This window comes from Pseudoalteromonas sp. T1lg88 (assembly GCF_002964765.1).
In the GTDB taxonomy this organism is placed as follows: Bacteria; Pseudomonadota; Gammaproteobacteria; order Enterobacterales; family Alteromonadaceae; genus Pseudoalteromonas.
Map to the genome: position 1 here is coordinate 51,349 of NZ_PQCF01000023.1, position 23,144 is coordinate 74,492.

Annotated in this window: 20 protein-coding genes, 2 tRNA genes and 1 pseudogene; 11 read left to right on the forward strand and 12 right to left on the reverse strand. The window is 49.7% G+C overall.

Annotation, left to right across the window (positions count from 1 at the left end):
• The first annotated feature begins 5 nt into the window (after nt 1-5).
• The 9 genes from C2M34_RS07625 (at nt 6) to C2M34_RS07665 (ending at nt 9,258) form a co-directional block, all read left to right on the forward strand.
• Nucleotides 6-638: a ubiquinone biosynthesis accessory factor UbiJ gene (locus tag C2M34_RS07625; RefSeq protein WP_105258462.1), complete on the forward strand. Its 633-nt coding sequence runs from the start codon at nt 6-8 to the stop codon at nt 636-638.
• Between the two features lie 2 nt (nt 639-640).
• Nucleotides 641-2,239, forward strand: a complete 1,599-nt coding sequence (ubiB, locus tag C2M34_RS07630) for a ubiquinone biosynthesis regulatory protein kinase UbiB (protein WP_105258463.1) — start codon at nt 641-643, stop codon at nt 2,237-2,239.
• Between the two features lie 88 nt (nt 2,240-2,327).
• Nucleotides 2,328-2,573 carry a Sec-independent protein translocase subunit TatA gene (gene tatA, locus C2M34_RS07635; RefSeq protein WP_105200358.1) on the forward strand — a complete coding sequence of 82 codons (246 nt, stop codon included), beginning with the start codon at nt 2,328-2,330 and terminating at the stop codon, nt 2,571-2,573.
• Between the two features lie 6 nt (nt 2,574-2,579).
• Nucleotides 2,580-2,975 carry a Sec-independent protein translocase protein TatB gene (gene tatB, locus C2M34_RS07640; protein ID WP_105258464.1) on the forward strand — a complete coding sequence of 132 codons (396 nt, stop codon included), beginning with the start codon at nt 2,580-2,582 and terminating at the stop codon, nt 2,973-2,975.
• Nucleotides 2,968-3,720, forward strand: a complete 753-nt coding sequence (tatC, locus tag C2M34_RS07645) for a twin-arginine translocase subunit TatC (RefSeq protein ID WP_105200360.1) — start codon at nt 2,968-2,970, stop codon at nt 3,718-3,720. Before tatB ends, tatC begins: the two co-directional genes overlap by 8 nt.
• Complete coding sequence (locus C2M34_RS07650) at nt 3,717-4,283, forward strand: hypothetical protein (RefSeq protein ID WP_105258465.1); 567 nt, start codon at nt 3,717-3,719, stop codon at nt 4,281-4,283. The genes tatC and C2M34_RS07650 overlap by 4 nt, the downstream gene beginning before the upstream one ends.
• A 1-nt stretch (nt 4,284) precedes the next feature.
• Nucleotides 4,285-5,055, forward strand: a complete 771-nt coding sequence (locus tag C2M34_RS07655) for a TatD family hydrolase (RefSeq protein WP_105258466.1) — start codon at nt 4,285-4,287, stop codon at nt 5,053-5,055.
• A gap of 141 nt (nt 5,056-5,196) precedes the next feature.
• A complete protein-coding gene (gene hemB / locus C2M34_RS07660; protein ID WP_105258467.1) occupies nt 5,197-6,207 on the forward strand; it encodes a porphobilinogen synthase in 1,011 nt (336 codons plus the stop codon).
• Nucleotides 6,208-6,621: 414 nt separating this feature from the next.
• Entirely contained in the window at nt 6,622-9,258 is a 2,637-nt protein-coding gene (locus C2M34_RS07665; protein ID WP_105258468.1) for an ExeM/NucH family extracellular endonuclease, read from the forward strand.
• A gap of 214 nt (nt 9,259-9,472) precedes the next feature.
• Here C2M34_RS07665 and C2M34_RS15720 read toward each other — a convergent pair whose 3' ends face one another.
• From C2M34_RS15720 to nudE, 9 genes and pseudogenes are all read right to left on the reverse strand, one after another.
• A complete protein-coding gene (locus tag C2M34_RS15720) occupies nt 9,473-9,913 on the reverse strand; it encodes a hypothetical protein (RefSeq protein ID WP_158681404.1) in 441 nt (146 codons plus the stop codon).
• 1,237 nt (nt 9,914-11,150) lie between these two features.
• Nucleotides 11,151-11,888 (reverse strand): hypothetical protein, encoded by a 738-nt coding sequence (locus C2M34_RS07670; protein WP_105258469.1) that lies wholly within the window; start codon nt 11,886-11,888, stop codon nt 11,151-11,153.
• A gap of 210 nt (nt 11,889-12,098) precedes the next feature.
• Nucleotides 12,099-13,886 (reverse strand): alkaline phosphatase, encoded by a 1,788-nt coding sequence (locus C2M34_RS07675; protein ID WP_105258470.1) that lies wholly within the window; start codon nt 13,884-13,886, stop codon nt 12,099-12,101.
• A gap of 12 nt (nt 13,887-13,898) precedes the next feature.
• Nucleotides 13,899-15,487: pseudogene (locus tag C2M34_RS07680) on the reverse strand (alkaline phosphatase).
• Nucleotides 15,488-15,742: 255 nt separating this feature from the next.
• Nucleotides 15,743-17,830, reverse strand: a complete 2,088-nt coding sequence (gene fusA, locus C2M34_RS07685) for an elongation factor G (protein ID WP_105258484.1) — start codon at nt 17,828-17,830, stop codon at nt 15,743-15,745.
• 718 nt (nt 17,831-18,548) lie between these two features.
• Nucleotides 18,549-18,625 (reverse strand) — tRNA-Met (locus tag C2M34_RS07690).
• A gap of 49 nt (nt 18,626-18,674) precedes the next feature.
• A tRNA-Met gene (locus C2M34_RS07695) sits at nt 18,675-18,751 on the reverse strand.
• A 266-nt stretch (nt 18,752-19,017) separates the two neighbouring features.
• A complete protein-coding gene (gene cysQ, locus C2M34_RS07700; protein ID WP_105200368.1) occupies nt 19,018-19,821 on the reverse strand; it encodes a 3'(2'),5'-bisphosphate nucleotidase CysQ in 804 nt (267 codons plus the stop codon).
• A gap of 24 nt (nt 19,822-19,845) precedes the next feature.
• Nucleotides 19,846-20,397 (reverse strand): ADP compounds hydrolase NudE, encoded by a 552-nt coding sequence (gene nudE, locus C2M34_RS07705; RefSeq protein ID WP_105200369.1) that lies wholly within the window; start codon nt 20,395-20,397, stop codon nt 19,846-19,848.
• A gap of 61 nt (nt 20,398-20,458) precedes the next feature.
• Here nudE and yrfG point away from each other — a divergent pair, with 61 nt between their 5' ends.
• Nucleotides 20,459-21,112: a GMP/IMP nucleotidase gene (gene yrfG, locus C2M34_RS07710; protein ID WP_105200370.1), complete on the forward strand. Its 654-nt coding sequence runs from the start codon at nt 20,459-20,461 to the stop codon at nt 21,110-21,112.
• Nucleotides 21,113-21,257: 145 nt separating this feature from the next.
• Here the strand turns inward: yrfG and C2M34_RS07720 are convergent, their stop codons facing one another.
• Nucleotides 21,258-21,593, reverse strand: coding sequence for a hypothetical protein (locus C2M34_RS07720; RefSeq protein WP_105258471.1), 336 nt, complete (start codon nt 21,591-21,593; stop codon nt 21,258-21,260).
• Between the two features lie 35 nt (nt 21,594-21,628).
• Here C2M34_RS07720 and C2M34_RS15765 point away from each other — a divergent pair, with 35 nt between their 5' ends.
• The gene (locus C2M34_RS15765) at nt 21,629-21,808 is read left to right on the forward strand and encodes a hypothetical protein (protein WP_199878781.1); all 180 of its coding nucleotides are present in this window, start codon (nt 21,629-21,631) and stop codon (nt 21,806-21,808) included.
• A gap of 39 nt (nt 21,809-21,847) precedes the next feature.
• Here C2M34_RS15765 and C2M34_RS07730 read toward each other — a convergent pair whose 3' ends face one another.
• Together C2M34_RS07730 and C2M34_RS07735 are read right to left on the reverse strand one after the other, a co-directional pair.
• On the reverse strand, nt 21,848-22,468 hold the full coding sequence (locus tag C2M34_RS07730) for a dUTP diphosphatase (protein WP_105200390.1): 621 nt from the start codon (nt 22,466-22,468) through the stop codon (nt 21,848-21,850).
• A gap of 156 nt (nt 22,469-22,624) precedes the next feature.
• Nucleotides 22,625-23,128 carry a hypothetical protein gene (locus tag C2M34_RS07735; RefSeq protein ID WP_105258472.1) on the reverse strand — a complete coding sequence of 168 codons (504 nt, stop codon included), beginning with the start codon at nt 23,126-23,128 and terminating at the stop codon, nt 22,625-22,627.
• Between the last annotated feature and the right edge of the window lie 16 nt (nt 23,129-23,144).

Below are 23,144 nucleotides of genomic sequence, written 5' to 3' on the forward strand. Positions count from 1 at the left end.
CGGCCATGCTCGGGCATTTTGCTATCGCCGCCATAGAAACACTCGCCAACAGGCTAATCTCCCTCGCCCCCCAGGTGCAGGCCCGTCTTGCCAAGGTACAGGGGCAAAGCCTTGTGGTACATGTGCGCGACTGGCAGCAATTTATCAGCGTCGTCTACGCCAGCGAAGGCCTGATGCTGCAAGTGCACGATGCACAGCCCGAGTACAGTGATTGCTTTATCAGTGCCGATACCGACACCCTGATGAAGCTTAAAGAGCCATCGCGCCTGACCCAGCTTATCCGCCAGCATAAACTCGATATCGACGGCGATATTCATCTTGCCCAGGCCTTTAGTCAGGCCTTTAGCGAGCTCGATATCGACTGGCCGGAACATTGGTCGCAATATATCGGCGATGCGCCAGCGCAGTTATTATGGCAAGCTGTCAGCCAAGGCAAAGCCCGGGCGTTAGAAGCACAAGGCAAGCTGGATCATATCCTGCTGACGCTGTTACAAGACGAGCTTAAAGTAAGCATTCACCCGCTGGAACTGACCCAATTCACGCGTCAGAATCGCCAATTAAAGAGCGATGTCCAACAGCTGGAACAGCGCCTAGATAAACTATTGGCGCAAATGCCAATGCAGCAAACAAGAGGTTAATTGTGGCCGTAGCGCGACTGTATTTCATCACCAAAACCTTATTGCAATACGGCATTGATGAGCTGCTGCCGCGCCATAAACTGCCCTGGTTTGCCAAACTGGCCAGAAGCAGCGCCTTTTGGTTGCGCAACCGCCATCGCGACAAACCCGCTGGTATGCGCCTACGCCTGGCCCTGCAAACCCTAGGGCCGGTGTGGATTAAATTTGGACAAATGCTGTCTACCCGCCGCGACCTCTTGCCTCCTGAGATCGCCAACGAACTGGCGCTGCTGCAAGACCAGGTGCCGCCGTTTAGCGGCGACCTGGCGCAGAAAATTATCGAACAGGCGTTAGAAATCGACGATATTAGCGTCGTATTCAGCGAATTCGACACCACCCCATTAGCCTCTGCCTCCATCGCTCAGGTACATACCGCCAAGCTGGCCGATGGCAGCGGCGAGCATCAGGAAGTGGTGGTTAAGGTCATTCGCCCCGATATCAAAAAGCAGATCGATGCCGACCTCACCCTGATGCAACAATGCGCCAAGGTGGTGGCCAAATTACTGCGCGAGGGCCGTCGTTTACGCCCGGTTGAAGTGGTCAAAGAGTATAAGAAAACCCTGCTCGATGAGCTGGATTTAATGCGTGAGGGCGCCAATGCCATTGTGCTCAGACGCAACTTTGAAGGTTCTGAATCCCTCTACATTCCCTATGTGTACAGCGATTACAGCCGCAGCAATGTGCTGGTGATGGAGCGCATTTACGGTATTCCCGTATCCGACACCGATGCCCTGCTTAAGCAAGGTACCAATATGAAGTTGCTGGCCGAGCGTGGCGTTGAGGTCTTCTTTACTCAGGTATTCCGCGACAGCTTCTTCCATGCCGATATGCACCCGGGCAATATTTTTGTCTCTCACGAGAACCCGCACAACCCGCAGTATATAGGCATAGACTGCGGCATTGTCGGCACCCTGAACAAGGACGATAAACGCTACCTGGCTGAGAACTTTATCGCCTTTTTTAACCGCGATTACCGCAAGGTGGCGGAGCTGCATGTGGACTCGGGCTGGGTGCCTGCCGATACCAGCATAGAAGAATTCGAATTTGCCATTCGCACCGTGTGTGAGCCCATTTTTAATAAGCCACTGGCGGAGATCTCCTTCGGCCATGTGCTCGTTAACCTGTTCAACACGGCGCGACGCTTTAATATGGAAGTGCAGCCGCAACTGGTGTTACTGCAAAAAACCTTGCTCTATGTTGAAGGCCTGGGTCGTCAGCTCTACCCGCAGTTGGACCTGTGGCAAACGGCGAAACCTTTCCTCGAAGATTGGGTCAAACAACAAGTAGGTCCTTGGGCCGTGGCCAAGCAAATGTATGCTAATTTGCCATTTTGGGCGGAAAAGATGCCCGAGATCCCGGATTTGCTCTATCACGCGCTGAAGCGCCAGCATCTGCAGCCGCCACCCCAGGCCAATAACCACAAACCCGTGCTGCTTACCCTAATTGGTTGCAGTGCCTTGATAGTCAGTAGTATTTTGGTCATCAACCACTGGTATACTGGGGCCGCACTTAGCGCCACCTTGGGAGCAGGCCTTTGTTGGCTGGGTTGGCGAAAGGGATAGGGTCTCCCCCGTAAAGATTTATACTATTAGCTCGACGTAGTACAAGGTATACTCGTCGAACAATTATCCGCATATTGGAGTACATAATATGGGCATTGGTAACGTCGGCTGGGTACAGCTACTTATCGTTTTAGCGATCATCGTATTGCTATTCGGCACCAAAAAACTACGTAACATCGGCAGCGATCTAGGCAGTGCGGTGAAAGGTTTTAAGAAGGCCGTAAAAGACGAAGATAAAACCGAAACGACCACTCAAGAAAAGATCAGCGAGCAAGATAACGCGACCAACCCGGCCGCCGATAAAACCGCTGCGCAAGATAAAGACAAGGTATAAGCGCCGATGGGCATGTGGGAATTGCTGGTTGTGGCCATAGTTGGCCTGATCGTATTGGGCCCCGAGCGTTTGCCGGTGGCCATACGTACCGTCAGCACCTGGATACGCAAAATCAAAACCATGGCTAATCATATTTCCGCCGAAGTCAGCGAAGAGCTGCGCGTGCATGAGCTACATCAGAACCTCAAAAAAGCCGAGCAGCAAAATATGAGCGATATTTCCCCGGAACTGCAAGAATCGGTGGCGCAATTACAGCGCGCCGCACAGTCGGTCACACGCAGCTATGAGAATACGGATAGCACGGCAACAAGCGTCCAGAGTAAAGAGCAAGCGGGCATAACGTCCGAGCCTACCACAGACACCAGCAGCGACCTGCAAAGCACAAAGAAAAATCATGACTGAACCCGCGCAATCCGGCTTTATTTCGCACTTACTTGAACTGCGTAACACCTTGTTGCGCTCTGTGATTGCGGTATTGGTGATCTTTATTGGCCTGGCTTATTTCGCCAATGATATTTACTCCTTCGTCGCCAACCCCTTGGTAGAAAATCTGCCTGAAAACAGCCAGATGATCGCCACAGATGTGACGGCCCCGCTGTTTACGCCCTTTAAATTGACCTTGTTTGTCGCGCTTTTTGCCGCCATTCCCTTTATTTTGCACCAAATCTGGTCCTTTATAGCGCCCGGCTTGTACGCCCATGAAAAGCGTATGCTGATCCCCGTGCTGCTCTCAAGCATAGTTCTGTTTTACGGCGGTATCGCCTTTTGTTATTTTGTCGTGCTGCCGATTATCCTCAGCTTTTTCACCGGCATTGGCCCCGAGGTCATGACCCTGACGCCAGATATCAGCAGCTACTTGGGCTTTGTACTTAAGTTGTTTTTGGCCTTTGGCATCGCCTTTGAAATTCCCGTCGCCATCATGTTGTTATGCTGGAGCGGCGTCACCTCGACCACCAGCCTTAAAGAAAAGCGCCCTTATATAGTGGTCGGTGCCTTTGTACTGGCGATGTTTCTAACGCCACCGGATGTGCTATCACAAACCTTGCTTGCCTTGCCCATGCTGTTATTATTTGAGCTTGGCCTTATTTTGGCTGCATTTTACAGCGCGAAACCGTCATCGGAAGAATCACAGGAAGAAAAGCAATGAAAAAATACCTCGTGCCCGCCTCGCTAGCATTACTAGCCACCCTAAGCACCACGGCTCAGGCCGATGATGGTGTAAATATTCAGGCCTTAAAAGCGTGTAGCTTTATCGAAAACGATTTTCGTCGCCTTTTATGTTATGACAACATCATGGCCGGCAAACCAATCGACAGCATGCCTGCCAATGTGCCCACCAATGTGCCTGCTAACAAGGCTGGTAAGTCACAAGGCAAAGGCGCAGAGGCTTCTGCCGCTGCAGCAGGCAATGCCAATGCAAACGCCGCCAACAAAGGCAAAAAAGACAAGGGTGATTTTGGCTTAGAGCACAAACAGCGCAATGAAGAAAATGGTGATGAACTTGTAGCCAAGGTCAGCAGCATTAAAGAAGCGCCATACGGTGAGCTTATCATTACCCTGGACAACGGTCAGCGCTGGCGCCAGGTTGGCACTGAATCATTCCGTATCAGTAAAAACGATACCGTAGTGATCAGTCGCGCCATGTTCAATTCCTTCTTGTTGAAAAAACAAGGCAGCAATAAAAGTATCCGCGTAAAACGCACCGACTAATATGATCGACGCCGGCGTTAACCTCAGCAGCAGTCAATTTCGCCATGACTTTGATGCCGTTGTTGCCCGCGCTCGCGAGGCCGGCGTTCAATCCATGATGGTGATCGGCTGCGATGAAGCCGACAGCCGAGAAGCGCTGGCTCTGGCGCAGCAATTTAACCTTTATAGTTGCGCCGGCATTCACCCCCACAATGCCAAGGATGCCACGGACGATTTCGCCGCCAATCTCAGCGCCATGGCCCAGGCCAAGGAAGTGATTGCCATAGGCGAATGCGGCCTTGACTATAACCGTGACTTTTCACCTCGCCCCCAGCAAAGAAAAATATTTGCCAGTCAGTTAGCACTTGCTAACGAGCTCAATATGCCGGTGTATTTACACGAGCGTGATGCCCATGACGATATGCTTGCCATGCTGCGTGAGTATCAACCCCGCGGGGTATTGCACTGCTTTACCGGCAACCGCCAGCAGGCACAAAATTATTTAGACCAGGGCCTGTATCTGGGCATTACCGGCTGGGTATGCGACGAGCGCCGTAGCGGCGAGCTTAACGATGCGCTTAAGGTTATTCCCATGGCTAAGCTGCTTGTGGAAACCGACGCCCCCTATTTGTTGCCGCGCACCATTCGCCCTAAGCCTAAATCACGCCGCTGCGAACCGGCTCATCTGCCCTATGTAGTTGCGCATCTAAGCGAACATTATCGGGTACCGGAAGAACAAATAAGCGCCCTCAGCATCGCCAACTTCAACACCCTGTTTGCCCTCGACCGCTAAAAACAAACGCGCCGATAACTATGCGCGACATCAACAAATTATCTCATTGCCAGAGCATCCCCTTGGATTAGCTGGTAAAATGGCCAACTATACTGCGCGGCATCGCCTTGCCGGCTTACACTCAATGTACAGGAGAGCACCATGCCTCAATCAGGACTCGATTTATTTCCTTACACCCGTATGCGCCGTTTGCGCAAAAACGACTTTTCACGCCGTTTGACCCAAGAGCATGAGCTTAGCGTCAATGATCTGATCTACCCCGTTTTTGTGTTGGAAGGAAAAAACCGTCGCGAAGCGGTAGAGTCAATGCCGGGCGTTGAGCGCCTGTCTATCGATCTTCTGGTTGAAGAAGCCAAAGAATTGGCAACCCTTGGTGTGCCTGCCATTGCCCTGTTCCCGGTGACGCCTGGCGATAAAAAGTCGCTGCACGCGGAAGAAGCCTACAACCCGGAAGGTTTGGCTCAACGCACTGTACGCGCCCTTAAAGAAGCGGTACCTGAGCTTGGGGTGATCACAGATGTGGCATTAGACCCCTTCACGGTACATGGTCAGGACGGCATCATTGATGACAACGGCTATGTGATCAACGACGTGACCACGGAAATCCTGGTGAAGCAGGCGCTGTCTCATGCCGAGGCTGGTGCCGATGTGGTGGCCCCATCGGATATGATGGACGGTCGTATCGCCGCCATTCGTGAAGCCCTGGAAGAGCATGGCTTTCTCCATACGCAAATCATGGCCTACTCGGCCAAGTATGCGTCCAGCTACTATGGCCCGTTCCGCGATGCGGTGGGCTCTGCGGGCAACCTTAAGGGTGCGGATAAGAAAACCTATCAGATGAACCCGGCCAACTCGGACGAAGCCTTGCGTGAAGTGGCTTTGGATCTGCAAGAAGGCGCCGACATGGTGATGGTAAAGCCGGGCATGCCGTATCTGGATATTGTTCGTCGCGTAAAAGACGAATTTGCGGTACCCACCTTTGCCTATCAGGTAAGCGGCGAATACGCCATGCATATGGCCGCCATTAACAACGGCTGGTTAAACGAGCGTGACACCATAATGGAATCCCTGCTGGCCTTTAAACGTGCTGGTGCCGACGGCATTCTTACCTACTTCGCCAAACAAGCCGCTGTTTGGCTAAACGAGAAATAATTTCTTAGAGGACGGTAGCTTAGGTTATCGTCCTTTTATTAGGGTCTGTTTATCTTTGCGGTTTACTTTATGTTCAATCTAAACGCATTCTGATCACGACGCTCGTTATGATGCATAGTCATTCTATGTTCATAGCGAGTAACACAGAGCAGGATGCGTTTAGATGAACCCGTAGGGCAGCGCTTGTAGCGCATTTCTACTGTGTTGTTACATGTTCATGTAGAATAACTACACCACACATGTGCCGCCTTGTATAAATCCGCTACAAACTGCTGCAGAAACAAACAACAAAGGTCAACAGACCCTAAAATCATCACATTTAGGTTAAATTATTGACACCTAAGTGTAACCTCTCCCCCGTAAACTATGTACCCCTTTAAGGGTTAATCTAACTAGAAACACGGGATTCATACCATGAAAAACACCTTTACACCGATAGCACTGGCGGTTGCCAGCGCCTTTGTGTCGCTCTCGGCACAAGCGGATATTTTTATCTCCGAATACGTTGAAGGCAGCAGCAATAACAAGGCCATCGAGCTTTACAACCCGACCGACCGCGAAATCGATTTAAGTCAGTATAAGTTAGCCTTTTATTTTAACGGCAGCAGCAGCGCCGGCTTAACCCTTCCGCTGACGGGCACCTTAGCACCGCAAGGCGTGTATGTTGCCGCTCATAGTCTGGCGGCGGCAGAGATACTTGCAACCGCTTCTTTAACCAATGGCAGCGGCTGGTTTAACGGTGATGATGCCATAGTACTGAGCAAGCAAGGCGAGGTTATCGACAGCATGGGTCAGGTGGGTATGGACCCAGGCTCAAGCTGGGGTGCTGGCACAAGTACAACACAAAACAATACCTTGCGCCGCATCGATGGCACACCGGCACGCACGGATATCGCCTCACCTTATGATCCAAGCGCTTATTTTAGCGGCGCCGGCAATGATAACTTTAGCGATCTCGGTCAGTATCTGGGCACTAACCCGCCGGTTGAGCCAGAGCCTGAACCAGAGCCGGATTTCAGCCTCACCTGTGCCGATACCGCCACGGCCATCCACAGCATTCAGGGTAATGGTGCGGTCAGCCCCATGGCCGGTGAGCAGGTGGTGGTTGAGGCCGTGGTCAGTGCCGACTTCCAAAACAGCAATGAACTGAGTGGCTTCTTCTTATCTTCACTGCAAAGCGATAACGACCCAAGCACCTCGGAAGGTATCTTCGTATATCACAGGAATAATGACGTGAATGTCGGTGAGCGAGTGCGCCTAATCGCCACGGTAGCCGAATACTATGGCGCCACCCAGCTTAAAGATGTAACCGCCCTGGTCGATTGTGGCACCGCCGCGGTGAGCGCAACCCCATTGACCCTGCCGGTCGCGGATGTAAACGACCTGGAAGCCTATGAAGGCATGCTGGTGACTCTTGCCCAGCCCCTGTATGTGGTCGATAACTACAACTTGGCGCGCTACGGCGAAGTAGGCCTGGCCAGCGAGCGTTTGTATCAAGGCACTCAGGTTGCCCTGCCCGGCGCTGCCGCCAATGCGGTAGAAGCCGATAACCTGTTAAAGCAATTACTGCTTGATGATGGCTCAACCCGTCAAAACCCAGCTCACATAGCCTACCCGGCGCCGGGTCTTGATGCCTATAACACGCTGCGCCTGGGCGACACGGTCAGCGGCCTGACCGGGGTACTGGGATATGGTTTTGATCGTTACCGTCTGCACCCAAGCACGGCACCTCAGTTTGTTGCCGCCAATCCACGTACTCAAGCGCCACAGCTAACGCAGCAGGGTGATATCAAGGTAGCCAGCTTTAACGTTTTAAATTACTTCAATGGTGATGGCCAGCAAGGTGGCTTCCCCACCGCTCGCGGTGCCGACAGCCTGGAAGAATTTATTCGCCAGGAGCAGAAACTGGTCAGCGCCATCAGCGCCATGAACGCGGATATTATCGGCCTGATGGAAATCGAAAACGATGGCTTTGGTGACTTCAGTGCCCTGAGCTCTTTGGTTAACGCCCTGAATGCGGCCAGCAGCGAGGGCGAATATGCCTTTGTCGATTTTGGTGTCGACCAAGTCGGTAGCGATGCCATCACCACGGCGCTGATTTATCGCAAGGACAAGGTAGAGGAAAATGGCCTTGCCGCCATTAACGACCAGGGTGCATTTGCCTACGGCAACCGCGCCGCCATAGCGCAAACATTTAAAGATATTGCCACCGATGAGGTGCTGACCGTTGCCGTTGCGCATCTTAAGTCAAAAGGCGGCTGTGGCAACGCTCAAGGTCTGGATGCCGATCAAAATGACGGCCAGGCCTGCTTTAACGCCACCCGAGTGGCCGGCGCCAATGAATTTGCCAGCTGGCTTGCTAATCACCCAACCGGTGTTGAAGACGAGGACATCATACTGGTAGGTGATATCAATGCCTACGCCATGGAAGAGCCTATGCAAGCCTTTGCTGACGCCGGTTTTGCTAATGTGGTACCGACTCTGGACGGTGATAACCTGAGCTACTCCTATAACTTCCAAGGCCGCATGGGTAGTCTGGATCATGCCCTCGCATCACCCAGTCTGATGGCCAAGGTGGTCGCAGCAACGGATTGGCATATCAATGCCGATGAACCGCGCGTGCTGGATTACAATCTGGAATTTAAAACACAAGAGCAACAAGCCAGCTGGTACGCTGACCATGCGTACCGCGCTTCGGATCACGACCCTGTGATCGTCGCTATTAAGGCAGAGCCAAAGCCAAGCGAAGAGTTAAGCGGCGAATTCACCGCCATCAGCGGCTCATTCCAACCGAAAAACTTCACCATAGAGCTACCCAGCGATTTCGATTATCTGGATATCGAGCTGGTAGGCGGCTGGGGTGAAGCCGATCTCTTTGTCAGCAAGCAGCGCCGCGGCACGAAGAAACATGCCGATTGCGCCTCGCGCAACAGCGGCTCAGAAGAGCTTTGCCAGTTCACTAACCCGACTGCGGGCAAATGGAAGGTACGTGTTCAGGGCAACCAGCCTTACGGTGAAGTAACCCTGCGTTACCGCGCTACTAAGTACTAATCGCTTTAGTGTAATTAGTACTAAAAAGGGCAGATATCGTATCTGCCCTTTTTGTTGGGATGCTTAATGGAAAAGCGTGCCATGGTGCTTATTGTAAGTTTAATAGCTGTCTGCTTTGAATTAACGCCGTAATATGGGGCGTATAAATGCTTGGCTATAATCGCGAAGAATGAGCGCCAGCCAAGCTTTAGACGTCCCATCCATAATTACCTTGTTATATACCCAATTTCTCCAGAGCTATTTTACGAAATTCGGAATAATTTTTAGCATACTCCCAAATGGAAAATAAATGGTTACCGTTAACATCAATGAGGCAGAATATTTGGCAACTAGGGTAAGCTTTTGATTTTTTTAGTTCGTTCCAAGAATAACTCTTATTAGCTCCATTCTCGCAAAGAATAATACCGTTATGATCAAATTCTAAATTAATTTTAAGTGTTTTAATAAAGCGACATAATAAGTAAAAATTTTGAACACTAAAATAAATTAAAAATCCTGAAAAAGCTGAGAGCAGTATAGCGATATAAAGTTCTTGAGAAATCCATGATTTGTAGGTTATGTAACAAATAGCAATCGAACCTAAAGAATAACCAGGCAATAAAATTAGAGCACATACATAAGCTAATATTTGAATGTTTTTAGAATGTTTAACCATACTTTACTTGGGTATATAACATTTTAGTATTTATGGGACACGTTGTTCGTGTCACATAATCGCTTGTTGAACTGAGGCGCTACCTGCACCTAGCTTGGTGTAATTTATGCTATGGGAATTTGCTTTTTAAGCATGAGGGGTAATGACTTGGTTTGCTCAATCCTTTACCTTCTTTTGTGCTTCCCAGCATCGCTCAGTCATGTTTTTTATGTTTCTATTACAGCGCTTCCAGGGCCTATAAGCAACCTTTTTTAAACCGCACAGCCTATCCCATCCCAATCCTGTTAATTAGGATAACTCATTGAGTTTAGGTAGCTCATTTGCGCTGCTAACTCAGTCGTATGTCTGCCTATATGTCGCTTTGACAAAAGATGTTTTGCAGGTTTGCGTGCACGCAAACAATCAGGTGCATTCCAAGTTGGAAGTCACGCCGTAAGCAAGTACAGCATATATACGTTATACACCTTGTCGCGTTGGCGGCGCCAAGATCTAACAAACGGTATAAATTTGTCAGGCTAAAGCCTGACCTACAGGTATCGCGCCCTCCCGTTTTGATTCGCGCTGGAGAATCAGCTTTTGTTGTGGAGTGTGCTTGAAACAACGAAGCATGGATGCGTAGTTAGGTTTACCGAGTCAGGACGACTCGTTAAACCGTGTTGAAAGCTAAGCGGAACGTTTAACAAAAACCTGAGTTCGGAAGCATTAGCGAATCACGGGCGCCTTGGGGTTCCAAGGGGCGGTTGGCGTAAACCGCCCTTTGGTTGCCGTCGCCAACGCGACAAGATCTATCAGTAGCTCCCTTTGTCGGCGCAAAGCACCGACCTACAAGTGCCGCCGCTGTCGGCGGCCCGATAAAAATCGTCAGGTTGAAACAACGAGAGAGGGACATCGAGTTAGGTTTACCGAGTCAGGACGACTCGTTCAACCGTGTTGAAAGCTAAGCGGAACGTTTAACAAAAACCTGAGTTCGGAAGCATTAGCGAATCACGGGCGCCTTGGGGTTCCAAGGGGCGGTTGGCGTCAACCGCCCTTTGGTTGTCGTCGCCAACGCGACAAAATCTATCAACCCACACAAGGTTGTCAGGCTAAAGCCTGACCTACAGGTATCGCCGAGTTTCGCTATGCGCATTCGCCGCACAGCACGCGCAAGCATCAGCAAATGTGGGGGTGTCCTAGGAGTTGTTAGAGGAAATGGACAAGCATTTCCTCTGACCCGAAGTCGGCGGCCCGACAAAAACTAATGATGATGACCACCCTTTAGCGCCTGACCATCACTGCTGTAAAAGCCCGAGGCACCATGCTCGATAAAGCCTTGGTTAATCATTTTCGCCAGGAAAGGGTCTTGCTCGTTGTCGCCAACATCCGCATAGTCGGTGCTCTGGTAGCTATCCCAAAGTGCGAACTGGCGCTCAACCGCTTGTGGGTTAAGCTCATAACCCTGCAGCTTTAAGCTGTTTACTTGCTGCCACTGACCTTGGTCGTCCTGCTGGCTTAGGGTCATGCTTTTTACCAGCTTAAGCTCGGGCAGCCAGGTAATGGCCAGCTTTTGCTGCTCATTGCCATGCTCATAGAATTCTTCACGTTCGCAGCCCTGCCCCTCAGAGCGCAGCGGTTGCTCCAGTAAGGCATTGCTTACTAACTGATATTTTTGGGCCCACTCAATTTTTTGACCCTGACTTTTAAGCTCGCCTGGCTGGTACTCAATACCTCTTTGGTATTGCTCAAAATAGCGTATTGGACGTAGCTGACCTGCGCTTAAACGTTGCCATTTTTCAACAAGGCCCTGAGCCATCGCCTGATGGGCAACTTCCTGATGCAAACGCCACAGGTTAAAGTCTTTGCCGTCCTGCTTGCCCTGTTGCTGCTGATAGCTGGCTTTAAGCACGTCGGCATTGGCATCACATTGTTCGGCTGGGGCTGCGTGGGCAACACCCGTTAGGGCACAACACAGTGCCGCGAGGGGAAAATACTTCATTTTCATTCCTTTAATACCAATTCTGTTAGGTATGTGAGCAAATATAGCGCTGGATAAATGATGTGATAACAAGGCGGAGTTTTTCTTATGTAATTATTCTACATAGAAAAATTCTAACGCAGTTAGCACGATATTTAGCCCGCTAGAATGATTAGCTATTTAAGTGAATTGGTATAAGCAGGGCCGAGCATCGGCTCGGCCCATGGCTTATTACTTAGCTAGCTTGGCTTCTGCTTTGCTTACCAGGTCAGCGGCATAGTTCATCACGTGGAAGATGTAACTTTGCTCATTGGTACCTGTTACCAAGTGCGCGCCAGGGCCTTGAGCATAAACACCCACGTCCTCACCGGCGTGCGTTTCTGAGCTCATAGGTACCAGGGCTTCCTGGTGGAAACCTGGAGATGCAGTATCGATACCGCTAAGGTCAACACGACCGGTAACGATTTCGCCGCTATAGCTGGCGTCGGCATCGGTTTCTGCGCCCAAGTCTTTAAAGCCGTTACCATTGGTGTAACCCAAGGTAGTGTAAGGCATGTTATCGGCAGCCAGAGTTGGCTTATCACTGCCTACACCGACAACCTTACCCAGAATTGGGTTACCACGCTTAGGATAACCGGCAATGGTAAATACGTGGCTGTGGTCAGCGGTAACGATAATCAGGGTTTCTTCGCTGTTGGTATTGTCGATAGCCGCTTGTACTGCATCGGCAAAGGCCACGGTATCATACAAGGCGTTATAAGCATTACCGGCATGGTGAGCATGGTCGATACGACCCGCTTCAACAGTCAGGAAGAAGCCTTCATTGTTATTATCAAGTACGTCGATGGCCTTAGTGGTCATCTCGGCCAGCGACGGCTCACCGGCTACGTCATTGGCACGGTCTTGCTCGTACTGCATATGTGATTCGTTGAATAAACCGAATACGCGCTCTGTGTTCGCCGGGTCAATCTTATCGAAGCCAGCCTGATCCATCACATAAGTGCCGCTTGGATAGGCTTGCTGCCATTTAGCGGTAAGGTCGATACCATCGGTACGATCACCCTCTGTGCTGCTAAGCGCATCGGCACTGTTAAATGCAGGGTCTTTAGGCAGGAAGTGACGACGACCGCCACCCATAACTACCTCGATACCGTCCACATCTACTGCGAAACGTTTTTCCAGGTTTTCCTCGAAGTTAACCAGCTGCATAGCGATATCCTGACAGCCCTCAGCCACAGCTGCGGCCGGCATATCGGATACATCTTCCCAGTTACGGTCTGCCGACTTAGCATAGGTTGCCGCCGGAGTCGCATGGGTAATACGTGCCGTTGAGATAATACCGGTAGACTTACCGGCAATTTCCGCCAGCTCTAATGCCGTTACCAGCTCGTTACCATAAACAGAAGCACAGCTGCCGCGCTCTACCGCTTCGGCCACACCGATCACGCCGGCATCGGTTTTTACGCCCGAGGCCATGGCGGTCATGGTACCGGCTGAGTCCGGTGTTTGTGCATCGACGTTATAAGTTTTTGAGAAACCAGAGTAAGGCATGGCTTCAAAACTAAGCTGGTGTTCTTCACCGGCCTTGTCTTCTAGCTGACCGGCAAGAATACGCGCCGCAGTCACGGTAGAAACACCCATGCCATCACCAACAAATAGGATCACGTTTTTAGCCTTGCCCGTAGTCGTTGCTAACGCTTCGCTACGTTCCTGAGCCTGACCCACCTTTTGCTGCGCATCAGTAAACCAAGGGTTGCTGGTTAAGCTTGCCAGCTCAGACGCATCCAGTGAGGTTTTAACGTCATTACAAACGGTTTTACTACCATCTACTTCGCCTTGCTCCAGCTGGCCGTTACCATTATCGTCGGCACCAACCTGAGTCAAAACACCGCCATTGATACACTGGCTGTCACCAACCGGGATAGCGCTGTCCAGGCTTAGGGTCTTTGGCGCATCATCATCCGAGCAACCAGCTAATGCAGCCAGCACTGCTAGAGAAAGAAAACTTAACTTTTTCATTTTATTAATTCCTTATTGCTTGGTTAACTCAAGCGCCGAATCGATAATGTGGAAAACCACGCTTTGCTCAACAACACCCTGCGCCAAGTGTGCGCCTGGGCCCGTGGCATGCAGAGAAATATCTTCACCGGCATGAGTTTCTGAGCTTAATGGAATTGTTGCTTCCTGGTGGAAGCCAGGAGTCGATGTGTCCATACCTGTGATATCTTGGCGGCCCGCCATAGGCGCATCGTTGTAGCTGGCGTCGGCATCGGTTTCAACGCCCAGGTCACGGAAGCCCAGACATTGGCGTAACCCAAGGTAGTGTAAGGCTTACCATCTGCGGCCAAAGTTGGCTTCTCGCTGCCTACGGCCACAACCTGACCCAGGATAGGGTTACCACGCTTCGGATAACCGGCAATGGTAAATACATGGCTGTGGTCGGCAGTAACCAGGATAAGGGTTTCTTCCGGGTTGGTATTTTCAACCGCATGCTGTACCGCTTTGGCCAGTTCAATGGTGTCATACAGAGCATTGTAAGCATTACCGGCATGGTGGGCGTGATCGATACGACCCGATTCTACGGTCAGGAAGAAGCCCTTGTCGTTGTTATCAAGGATATCGATAGCTTTAGCCGTCATCTCAGAAAGCGAAGGCTCACCGGCAATATCGTTTTCGCGGTCTTGCTCATACTGCATATGCGATTCATTAAACAGCGCAAACACACGCTCGGCATTATCGCTAAGGGCTTCAAAACCGGCACGATCCCAAACATACACACCGTTTTCGTATTGCTCTTGCCATTGCGCCGTTAAATCAAGACCATCGGTGCGGTCGCCTTCAACCGTGCTAAGGGCATCGTCACTGTTAAAAGCTTCGTCTTTAGGCAAGAAGTGGCGACGACCACCGCCCATCACGACTTCGATACCATCGACATCTGTGCCCAGGTAGCGTGCTTCTAAATTCTTTTCAAAGTTAACCAGCTGTGCGGCGATATCCTGACAACCTGCGGCAACCGCTTCTTCTGGCATGTCTGAAACATCTTCCCAGTTACGGTCGGCCGACTTGGCATAGGTTGCCGCTGGCGTTGCGTGGGTGATACGCGCAGTTGAGACAACCCCGGTGCTTAAACCACGGATCTCGGCCAGTTCCAGCGCCGTTACCAGCTCATTGCCAGCAACCGATGCGCAGTTACCGCGCTCTACATCTTCGTCAACACCGATAACACCGGCATCGGTTTTTACACCGGAAACCATGGCTGTCATGGTACCCGCCGAATCTGGAGTCTGGGCATCGACATTATAGGTTTTCACTTGCGCCGAATACGGGAATTGCTCGAAGCTAAGGTAACCTTCTTCGCCGAGCTTGTTATTGTCTTGGCCCTGTAGAATACGTGCTGCGGTCAGGGTCGAAATGCCCATGCCGTCACCGACAAAAAGGATCACGTTTTTAGCTTTAGTTTTTTTCTCTGCAGTGGCCTGCTGTAGCTTAGTGTTCAGCTTGTCTTGGTCGGCTTGATACCACTGGCTATTGGCTTGTGCTTCTGGCAAAACAGATGCAAAAGCCTGGCTTGATAGGGCCAGAGCCACTGATGTAGCAAGGGCTAACTTTGTCACTTTCATGATTGGTTCCCGAGTATTGGTTAAATAGCGCAGGGTAGAGATACGCCTCTGTCGCGCTGATGCTTCAAAGCAAGGGATTTCCTTGCTGCAGCCCATACTCTAGTGAAGGAATGTTGCTAAAAAATAACTGTTTGTTGACCCTAAGATGACGAGAATATGACAGAGAGAAGTCAGTAAGGCCGTCGGCTGGCGAGATTTTAGGCATAAAAAAACCCAAGTCTAGGACTTGGGTTTTTCTGTAAAAAAGGCGGCTAATTACTTAGCAGCTTTTTTCGCTTTTTCAGCTGCAATTACTTCGTCCGCTACGTTGCTTGGACAAGGTGAGTAGTGTGAGAACTCCATAGAGAACTGACCACGACCTGAAGTAATAGTACGTAGGTGGCCGATGTAACCGAACATCTCAGATAGTGGTACTTCACCCTTGATGCGAACGCCCATAGCGCCTGCTTCTTGGTCTTTGATCATACCACGACGACGGTTAAGGTCACCGATTACGTCACCCACGTTGTCTTCCGGAGTGAACACGTCAACTTTCATGATTGGCTCAAGAAGCTGAGGGCCCGCTTTAGGGATAGACTGACGGAATGCGCCTTTAGCAGCGATTTCGAACGCGATGGCTGATGAGTCAACTGCGTGGAAACCACCGTCGAATAGCTCAACTTCAACGTCTAGTACTGGGAAGCCTGCAAGTACACCTTCCTGCATCATTGACGCGAAACCTTTCTCAACTGCTGGCCAGAATTCCTTAGGAACGTTACCACCAACAACTGATGAAGTGAAAGTGAAGCCTGAGTTTTGCTCACCTGGCTTGATGCGGTAGTCGATCTTACCGAACTGACCAGAACCACCAGACTGCTTCTTGTGCGTGTAGCTGTCTTCAACTTGCTGCGTGATAGTTTCACGGTAAGCAACCTGAGGCTGACCAACGATTAGGTCTACGCCGTAAGTACGCTTAAGGATATCAACTTTGATATCTAGGTGTAGCTCACCCATACCTTTAAGGATGGTTTCACCTGAATCTTCGTCGGTCTCAACTTGGAAAGAAGGATCTTCTGCAACCATTTTACCGATAGCAACACCCATCTTCTCGTTACCGCCTTTGTCCTTAGGAGCAACAGCGATTGAGATTACTGGATCAGGGAAGATCATAGCTTCAAGCGTACATTCGTGCTTAGGATCACAAAGAGTGTGACCAGTTTGAACGTTCTTCATACCTACAACAGCGATGATGTCACCGGCTTGAGCTTCGGTAAGTTCAGTACGCTCGTCCGCTTGCATCTCAACCATACGGCCGATACGCTCAGTTTTACCCGTAGCAGAGTTAAGGATGGTGTCACCCTTCTTCATGCGGCCTGAGTAAATACGGATAAAGGTAAGTGCACCGAAACGGTCGTCCATGATTTTGAACGCAAGCGCTTTTAGTGGCTCATCTGCAGAAACAGTTGCTACTTCACCAGTAGGCTCACCAGTTTCAGGATCAGTTAGCGGCTGTGGATCAACTTCTGTAGGAGCTGGTAGGTAATCTACAACAGCGTCTAGTACTAGTTGCATACCTTTGTTCTTGAACGCAGAACCACAGAAAGTCGGGAAGAAGGCTAGATCACGAGTACCTTTACGGATACATGCTTTGATCTGCTCAAGAGAAGGCATTTCACCTTCCATGTAGGCTTCCATTAGCTCGTCGTCTTGCTCAACCGCAGTTTCGATTAGCATTTCATGGTATTCTTCAACTTTGTCTACCATGTCTGCAGGAACGTCTTGTACTTCGTAGTTTTCAGGAAGACCTGTCTCGTCCCAAACGTATGCTTTTTTCTCAAGTACGTCAACAACACCACAGAATTGGTCTTCGATACCAATTGGAAGTGTCATAACTAGTGGGTTAGCGCCAAGTACTTTTTCTACTTGACCAACTACGCGATAGAAATCGGCACCCATACGGTCTAGTTTGTTTACGAAGATAACACGTGCAACTTCTGATTCGTTCGCATAACGCCAGTTGGTTTCTGATTGCGGCTCAACACCACCAGAACCACAGAATACACCGATACCACCGTCTAGTACTTTAAGTGAACGGTATACTTCAACTGTGAAGTCAACGTGTCCAGGAGTGTCGATTACGTTTAGGCGGTGACCTTTCCACTCACATGTTACGGCTGCTGACTGGATTGTGATACCACGCTCTGCTTCCTGCTCCATGAAGTCGGTAGTTGACTCACCGTCATGTACTTCACCGGTTTTGTGGATCTTACCGGTAAGCTTAAGAATACGCTCAGTGGTGGTAGTTTTACCCGCATCAACGTGCGCGAAAATACCAATGTTTCTGTATTTGGATAAATCTGCCATTTCTATACTCTGATTGGTCGAAAAATTATTCGGCGGGAGTATATCACCTCTCGTGGCGAACATCATCATAGAAACCGCTTAAAATGCAATCAAATTTAGAAAAACTAAGCGAGCGGGTCTTCGCGGATGCTGAAAATGTCGTCCGCTGCCGCACCATGATAAAAAATGAGATCGAAACTTGGTACGGCCAGTATTTTAGGAACGCGAAAAGCGAGGTAGAAGTGGTATTTCAAGCTGATATTAGCGAGATCTAGATATGAAGGCGATACGCAGTGGTGGCGATCCTGGATGACCTAGTGAGAAATCAGAGAAAGTTTACAAGAAAAGTGCTTGTGGGAGCTGTGAATATTGAAGGTGAACCGACGACCAGAGGTCGATAACTATAAATTTAAAGGGAGATTAATAAGAAAATCTACCAAGGAATTGGTTGCGGGAGCCGGATTTGAACGCGACACGCCGTGGTGGCGACCGTAGGTCGAACAATAATAAATTTGAAAACTTTAAGTGAGAAAACACTAAGAGTTGGTTTCGGGTGCTGTGAACGTTGAAAGCGAACTGACGACCGGAGGTCGATAATTATAGATTCAAGGGAGAATAATAAGAAAATCTACCAAGGAATTGGTTGCGGGAGCCGGATGTGAACGCGACACGCCGTGGCGACGACCGTAGGTCGAACAATAATAAATTTGAAAACTTTAATTGAGAAATCACTAAGAATTGGTTGCGGGAGCCGGATTTGAACCGACGACCTTCGGGTTATGAGCCCGACGAGCTACCAGGCTGCTCCATCCCGCGCCAGTAGACTGAAGGTTTATTTTTGACTTCTAACCGAACAAAAAGAAGTTGGTTGCGGGAGCCGGATTTGAACCGACGACCTTCGGGTTATGAGCCCGACGAGCTACCAGGCTGCTCCATCCCGCGCCAGTAGACTTTAAAGCTTCATCATCGTCGGGAACCGACGACCTTCGGCTTTTAGGCTTAGCAGTCCGGCGAATGATTTATCATTCTGCTCCATCCCGCGCCTGTAAATTTCGAAACTCAACCCTGTCAAAAACACACTGATTTAGCTTCTACCGCTGGTATTGAGGAGTGTCCCCTAGCCAGCGAGAGCGCCATAATATAGCAAAAGAGTGAAAATGCAAGTTTAAATGCTAAGAACGCGACTAGATGCTGCTTTTTCCACCAATTCAGTCGTGGTGCGAGCGTTGATGTGGGCTGATCATCTTTTGCCATTCCCAATCGGGGTGACCCATAACTATAAAGTCGGGATTTTCGGTCGACTCCCTTTGATTATAGGTCAGAGGATTGAATTCGGCATCGGTAATACTGCCTCCAGCCTCTTCAACTATCACCTGTGAGGCGCCCGTATCCCACTCGCCTGTAGGGCCGATGCGCATAAAGCAGTCGGCCTTACCTTCGGCAACAATGCAGGCCTTTAACGAGCAGGAGCCTAAGGGTACGGTATCAAATGTGGTGTTTAGGTATTGGCTTACCGCTTCGAGTTTTTGCCTGCGACTGACCGCAAGCGTAAGGCCGCCTGGTTGCGCCACACTAATGCGTTCTATGCCTTTAGCACTCTTTTTAAAAGCACCATGTTGGTAGGTGGCATAATAGGTGATGTTTTTCGCCGGCCAGTGGATCACCCCTAAAACCGGGCGATTATTCTCAACCAGGGCAATATTGACGGCAAAGTCGCCGCTTTGAAGAATAAACTCGCCGGTGCCATCCATGGGGTCCAACAACCAATAACGAGACCAGTGTTTTCTGTCCGCCAAGGGGGGAATAGGCGTTTCTTCGGACATAATGGGGATATCGCTTGCTAATTCTTGCAGACCGGCGACCAATACCGCGTTCGCCGCAAGGTCGGCCTTAGTGACCGGCGTATCATCGGCTTTTACTTGCCTGCCAATATCCGGCTGACGATAAATCGCCATAATTGCTAAGCCAGCCTGTTCAGCCAATTCAATGCATGGCTCTAAGAATTGTTGCAATCTTACCCCCTCTCCTAAAACTTACTAGGAAGCCTTCACTAATAATAGCAAAGCGGCAACGCTTCGCGCCTCAGTAAAATCCGGTTCTGCCAACAGTTGCTGCCATTGTGATTTTGGCCAGTACACCACCTCTAAGGGTTCGGGCTCATCACCGGGTAAACGTTCGGGATAAAGTTCAGTGGCGGCAATAATGTGCATATGGGCATTAAAATAGCTTGGCGCCAATGACACCTTCTTGAGGGCCTTCAAGTTATGTGCGCCAAAGCCTACTTCTTCTTTAAGTTCACGCACCGCCGCCTGCTCAGGGCTTTCACCGGGATCGATCAAGCCTTTGGGAAAGCCCAGCTGATAATCATTGGTGCCGGCACAATACTCGCGCACCAGGATCAGCTCATCCTGCTCGGTAACCGGCACTATAAGCACGGCTCCTCTGCCGCCGCCACGAATACGTTCATACTGGCGCTGCTCACCGTTGGAAAAACATAAATCTAAGGTTTCGACTGTGAATAAGCGGCTTTGAGCAACCACTTGCGTGTCGAGAATTTGTGGAGGAGTTGGATGCTTTTTCTGTGTCATGGCCGCGACTTTGTTATTATCACCTTAATGCTCATCATAATTGTTTTAATAGGAAAAGCCTATGCCAAATTGGGCCAATATCGACACCGTGCTACTGGATATGGATGGCACTTTACTGGATCTGCATTTTGACAATCATTTTTGGCTGGAACTGATCCCCCAGGCCTATGCCAAGCGCCACCAAATAAGTCTCGTCGAAGCCCGCGATATCATAGCCCAGCGCTATGAAGAGGTGCATGGACAACTGCAATGGTATTGCCTGGATTACTGGCAGCAGGAATTACAGCTGCCGATCATGGAGCTTAAACGCGAGATACAACACCTTATCTCCATTCGTGATGACGCTATTGTGTTTCTCAAGGCCTTAAAAGCGGCGGGTAAGGAACTGATTCTGCTCACCAATGCCCATCGCGACAGCTTAAGCTTGAAGGTGGAGATGACCGAGCTGGATCAGTATCTGGATCTGCTTATTTCCACTCATGACTATGGTGTCAGTAAGGAAGAGCAGAGCTTGTGGCAACAGGTGCAAGAGGATTTGAAATTCGATAAGGAGCGCACCTTGTTTGTGGATGACAGTGCGGCTGTGCTGGCATCGGCCAAACGCTTTGGTATTGGCCACCTGCTGGCGGTGGCCAACCCGGATAGCAAGCAACCGAGTCGCCAGCTAGCCGGGTATGAAAATATCACCGACTATCGGGATATTTTACCTATCTAGGGTTACGCTGGGTAACGTTGTTGTAAGCCCTGGTAAACCAGGTGGGCAAAGTCTGGGGTTTCTGTATCCAGGCTTTTCACCACTTTGACTAGGCAGTTGTGGGTCTGGTTATGACTTGTCAGCCGAGCCCCACACATTAGACCCTTTAGACTTCAGGTATCCAAGGGCAGTTCACCTCTTTAACTATTTTTTCTGCCATACTTATTGTTGAAGCATATGCAACATCATCACTTTTCAGCAGTAAATTGGATGTTTTTGAATTAGTGTAATTTACTAAAGCACATTTTAAGTGCTTCTTTACCAATTCTTGTGCATTGCTAGGCACGGGAGTATCTGTTAGTTCTTTGTAGAGAACTAAATTATTTGACACTCCCTCAAAACTAACTTTAAGTCTTTGACTCTCAGAGGTAATGTAAAGCAGCCCGACGATAGAGAGAAAGTTAGTTAAAACGATAACGATTAAAAATTTATACATTTTCATACTAATCAAACATAACCCGCCTAGGGTAATACACAATGTCACAAATCAAACCAGGTACAAGACTTCCTGACTCTCCAGTAAATCCCCACTTACATTCTTTAACTGCTTCAAGTGCGGCTGTGCTGGCGTCGGCCAAACGCTTTGGTATTGGCCACCTGCTGGCGGTGGCCACCCCGGATAGCAAGCAACCGAGTCGCCAGCTAGCCGGGGTATGAAAATATCACCGACTATCGGGATATTTTACCTATCTAGGGTTACGCTGGGTAACGTTGTTGTAAGCCCTGGTAAACCAGGTGGGCAAAGTCTGGGTTTTCTGTATCCAGGCTTTTTACCACTTCCACCAGGTGCTCGTTGTCTTCCTGGCCATGCCACACCTTGATATAGGTGCCATCCTTATAGCCGTTATCCTGGCGGAAGAAATTAAGGGTATTTTTACCAACATAGCCACGATACAGGTCATCGATATTCATGCCGATTTGCTGCATACAGCCGGCAAATGCCGCGGCGTTAAAGGATTTGTCATTCACCGCACTGGCGGCCAAGACTTCTAAAGTGGCTTTAAAATCCGCTTCGCTATGCACTTGCGCCATTTCCTGCTCAAGGGCGGCGGCTAGATCGGTAAAAGAGGTTTCACCGTCAATGCGTAGGCTTAGGCCAAAGTGAAAAATATCCACCAGCTCTAATATTACTTGCTCGGTGTCGGGCGTTTGCTTTTTCCACCATTTCCAGCCGTAGTGATCGAGCATTTCCGCACACTCAACCCAGATTGCTCGATACCATTCAAAGCCTTGGTCAAACCATTGCTCATGCACCTTGGTATTCATGGCATGTTGCATTTCCAACATAACGGCTATTTTTTTTGCAGCACTCGACATTTTATCTCTCACATTCGCGGTTAATAAACCTATCATACCGTTAACTGCAAAGAGAGTGAAAGGGATTAGCCACTTCCCCTACTCTGGCTCTAGGTCTGCAGCGAATTCAAGGCAATAAAAAAGGAGTCCTGGCTCCTTTTTTGTGTCTCTTAAATTTTATCTTAAGCGGTAATCACAGACCCCTTGGGTCACATATCGGGATTCAAAGGGGGCACCGCTGGTAAATACAAAACGCATATCCTGAAGATTAAAAATAGGATGAGGGTGCTCTTGAATCCATTGCTGTGTGGCCTGACAAATGCCTTCAAGTTTATGCAAGCGGAAAGTGTTTACCACCACCACGGCATTACCTTGCTCCAGGTAGCTGCGCTGAATATTCTCAACCCAATCGGTGTGCGTAAAGTTACTACGCAGATAAAAAGCCAAATCGGTTTCGTCGGCTTCTTTAGGGCCTACGTCCGGTGCCTGACGTGCTTTTTGCGCAAACTGCATCAGCGACATCTGCTCACGCACCACCTGTTCACGGTGTCCCGCAGGACAAGGCTCCGTGGTGTAGGCCACTTTACCCGAAGGGCTAATACACTTATTCAACTTCTTTTCATTCGCCTGAGCAGTGAATGCCGTTGCGACAATAATTAAAAATATAGACCAATAGTGCATTGTTATTCTCTTTCTA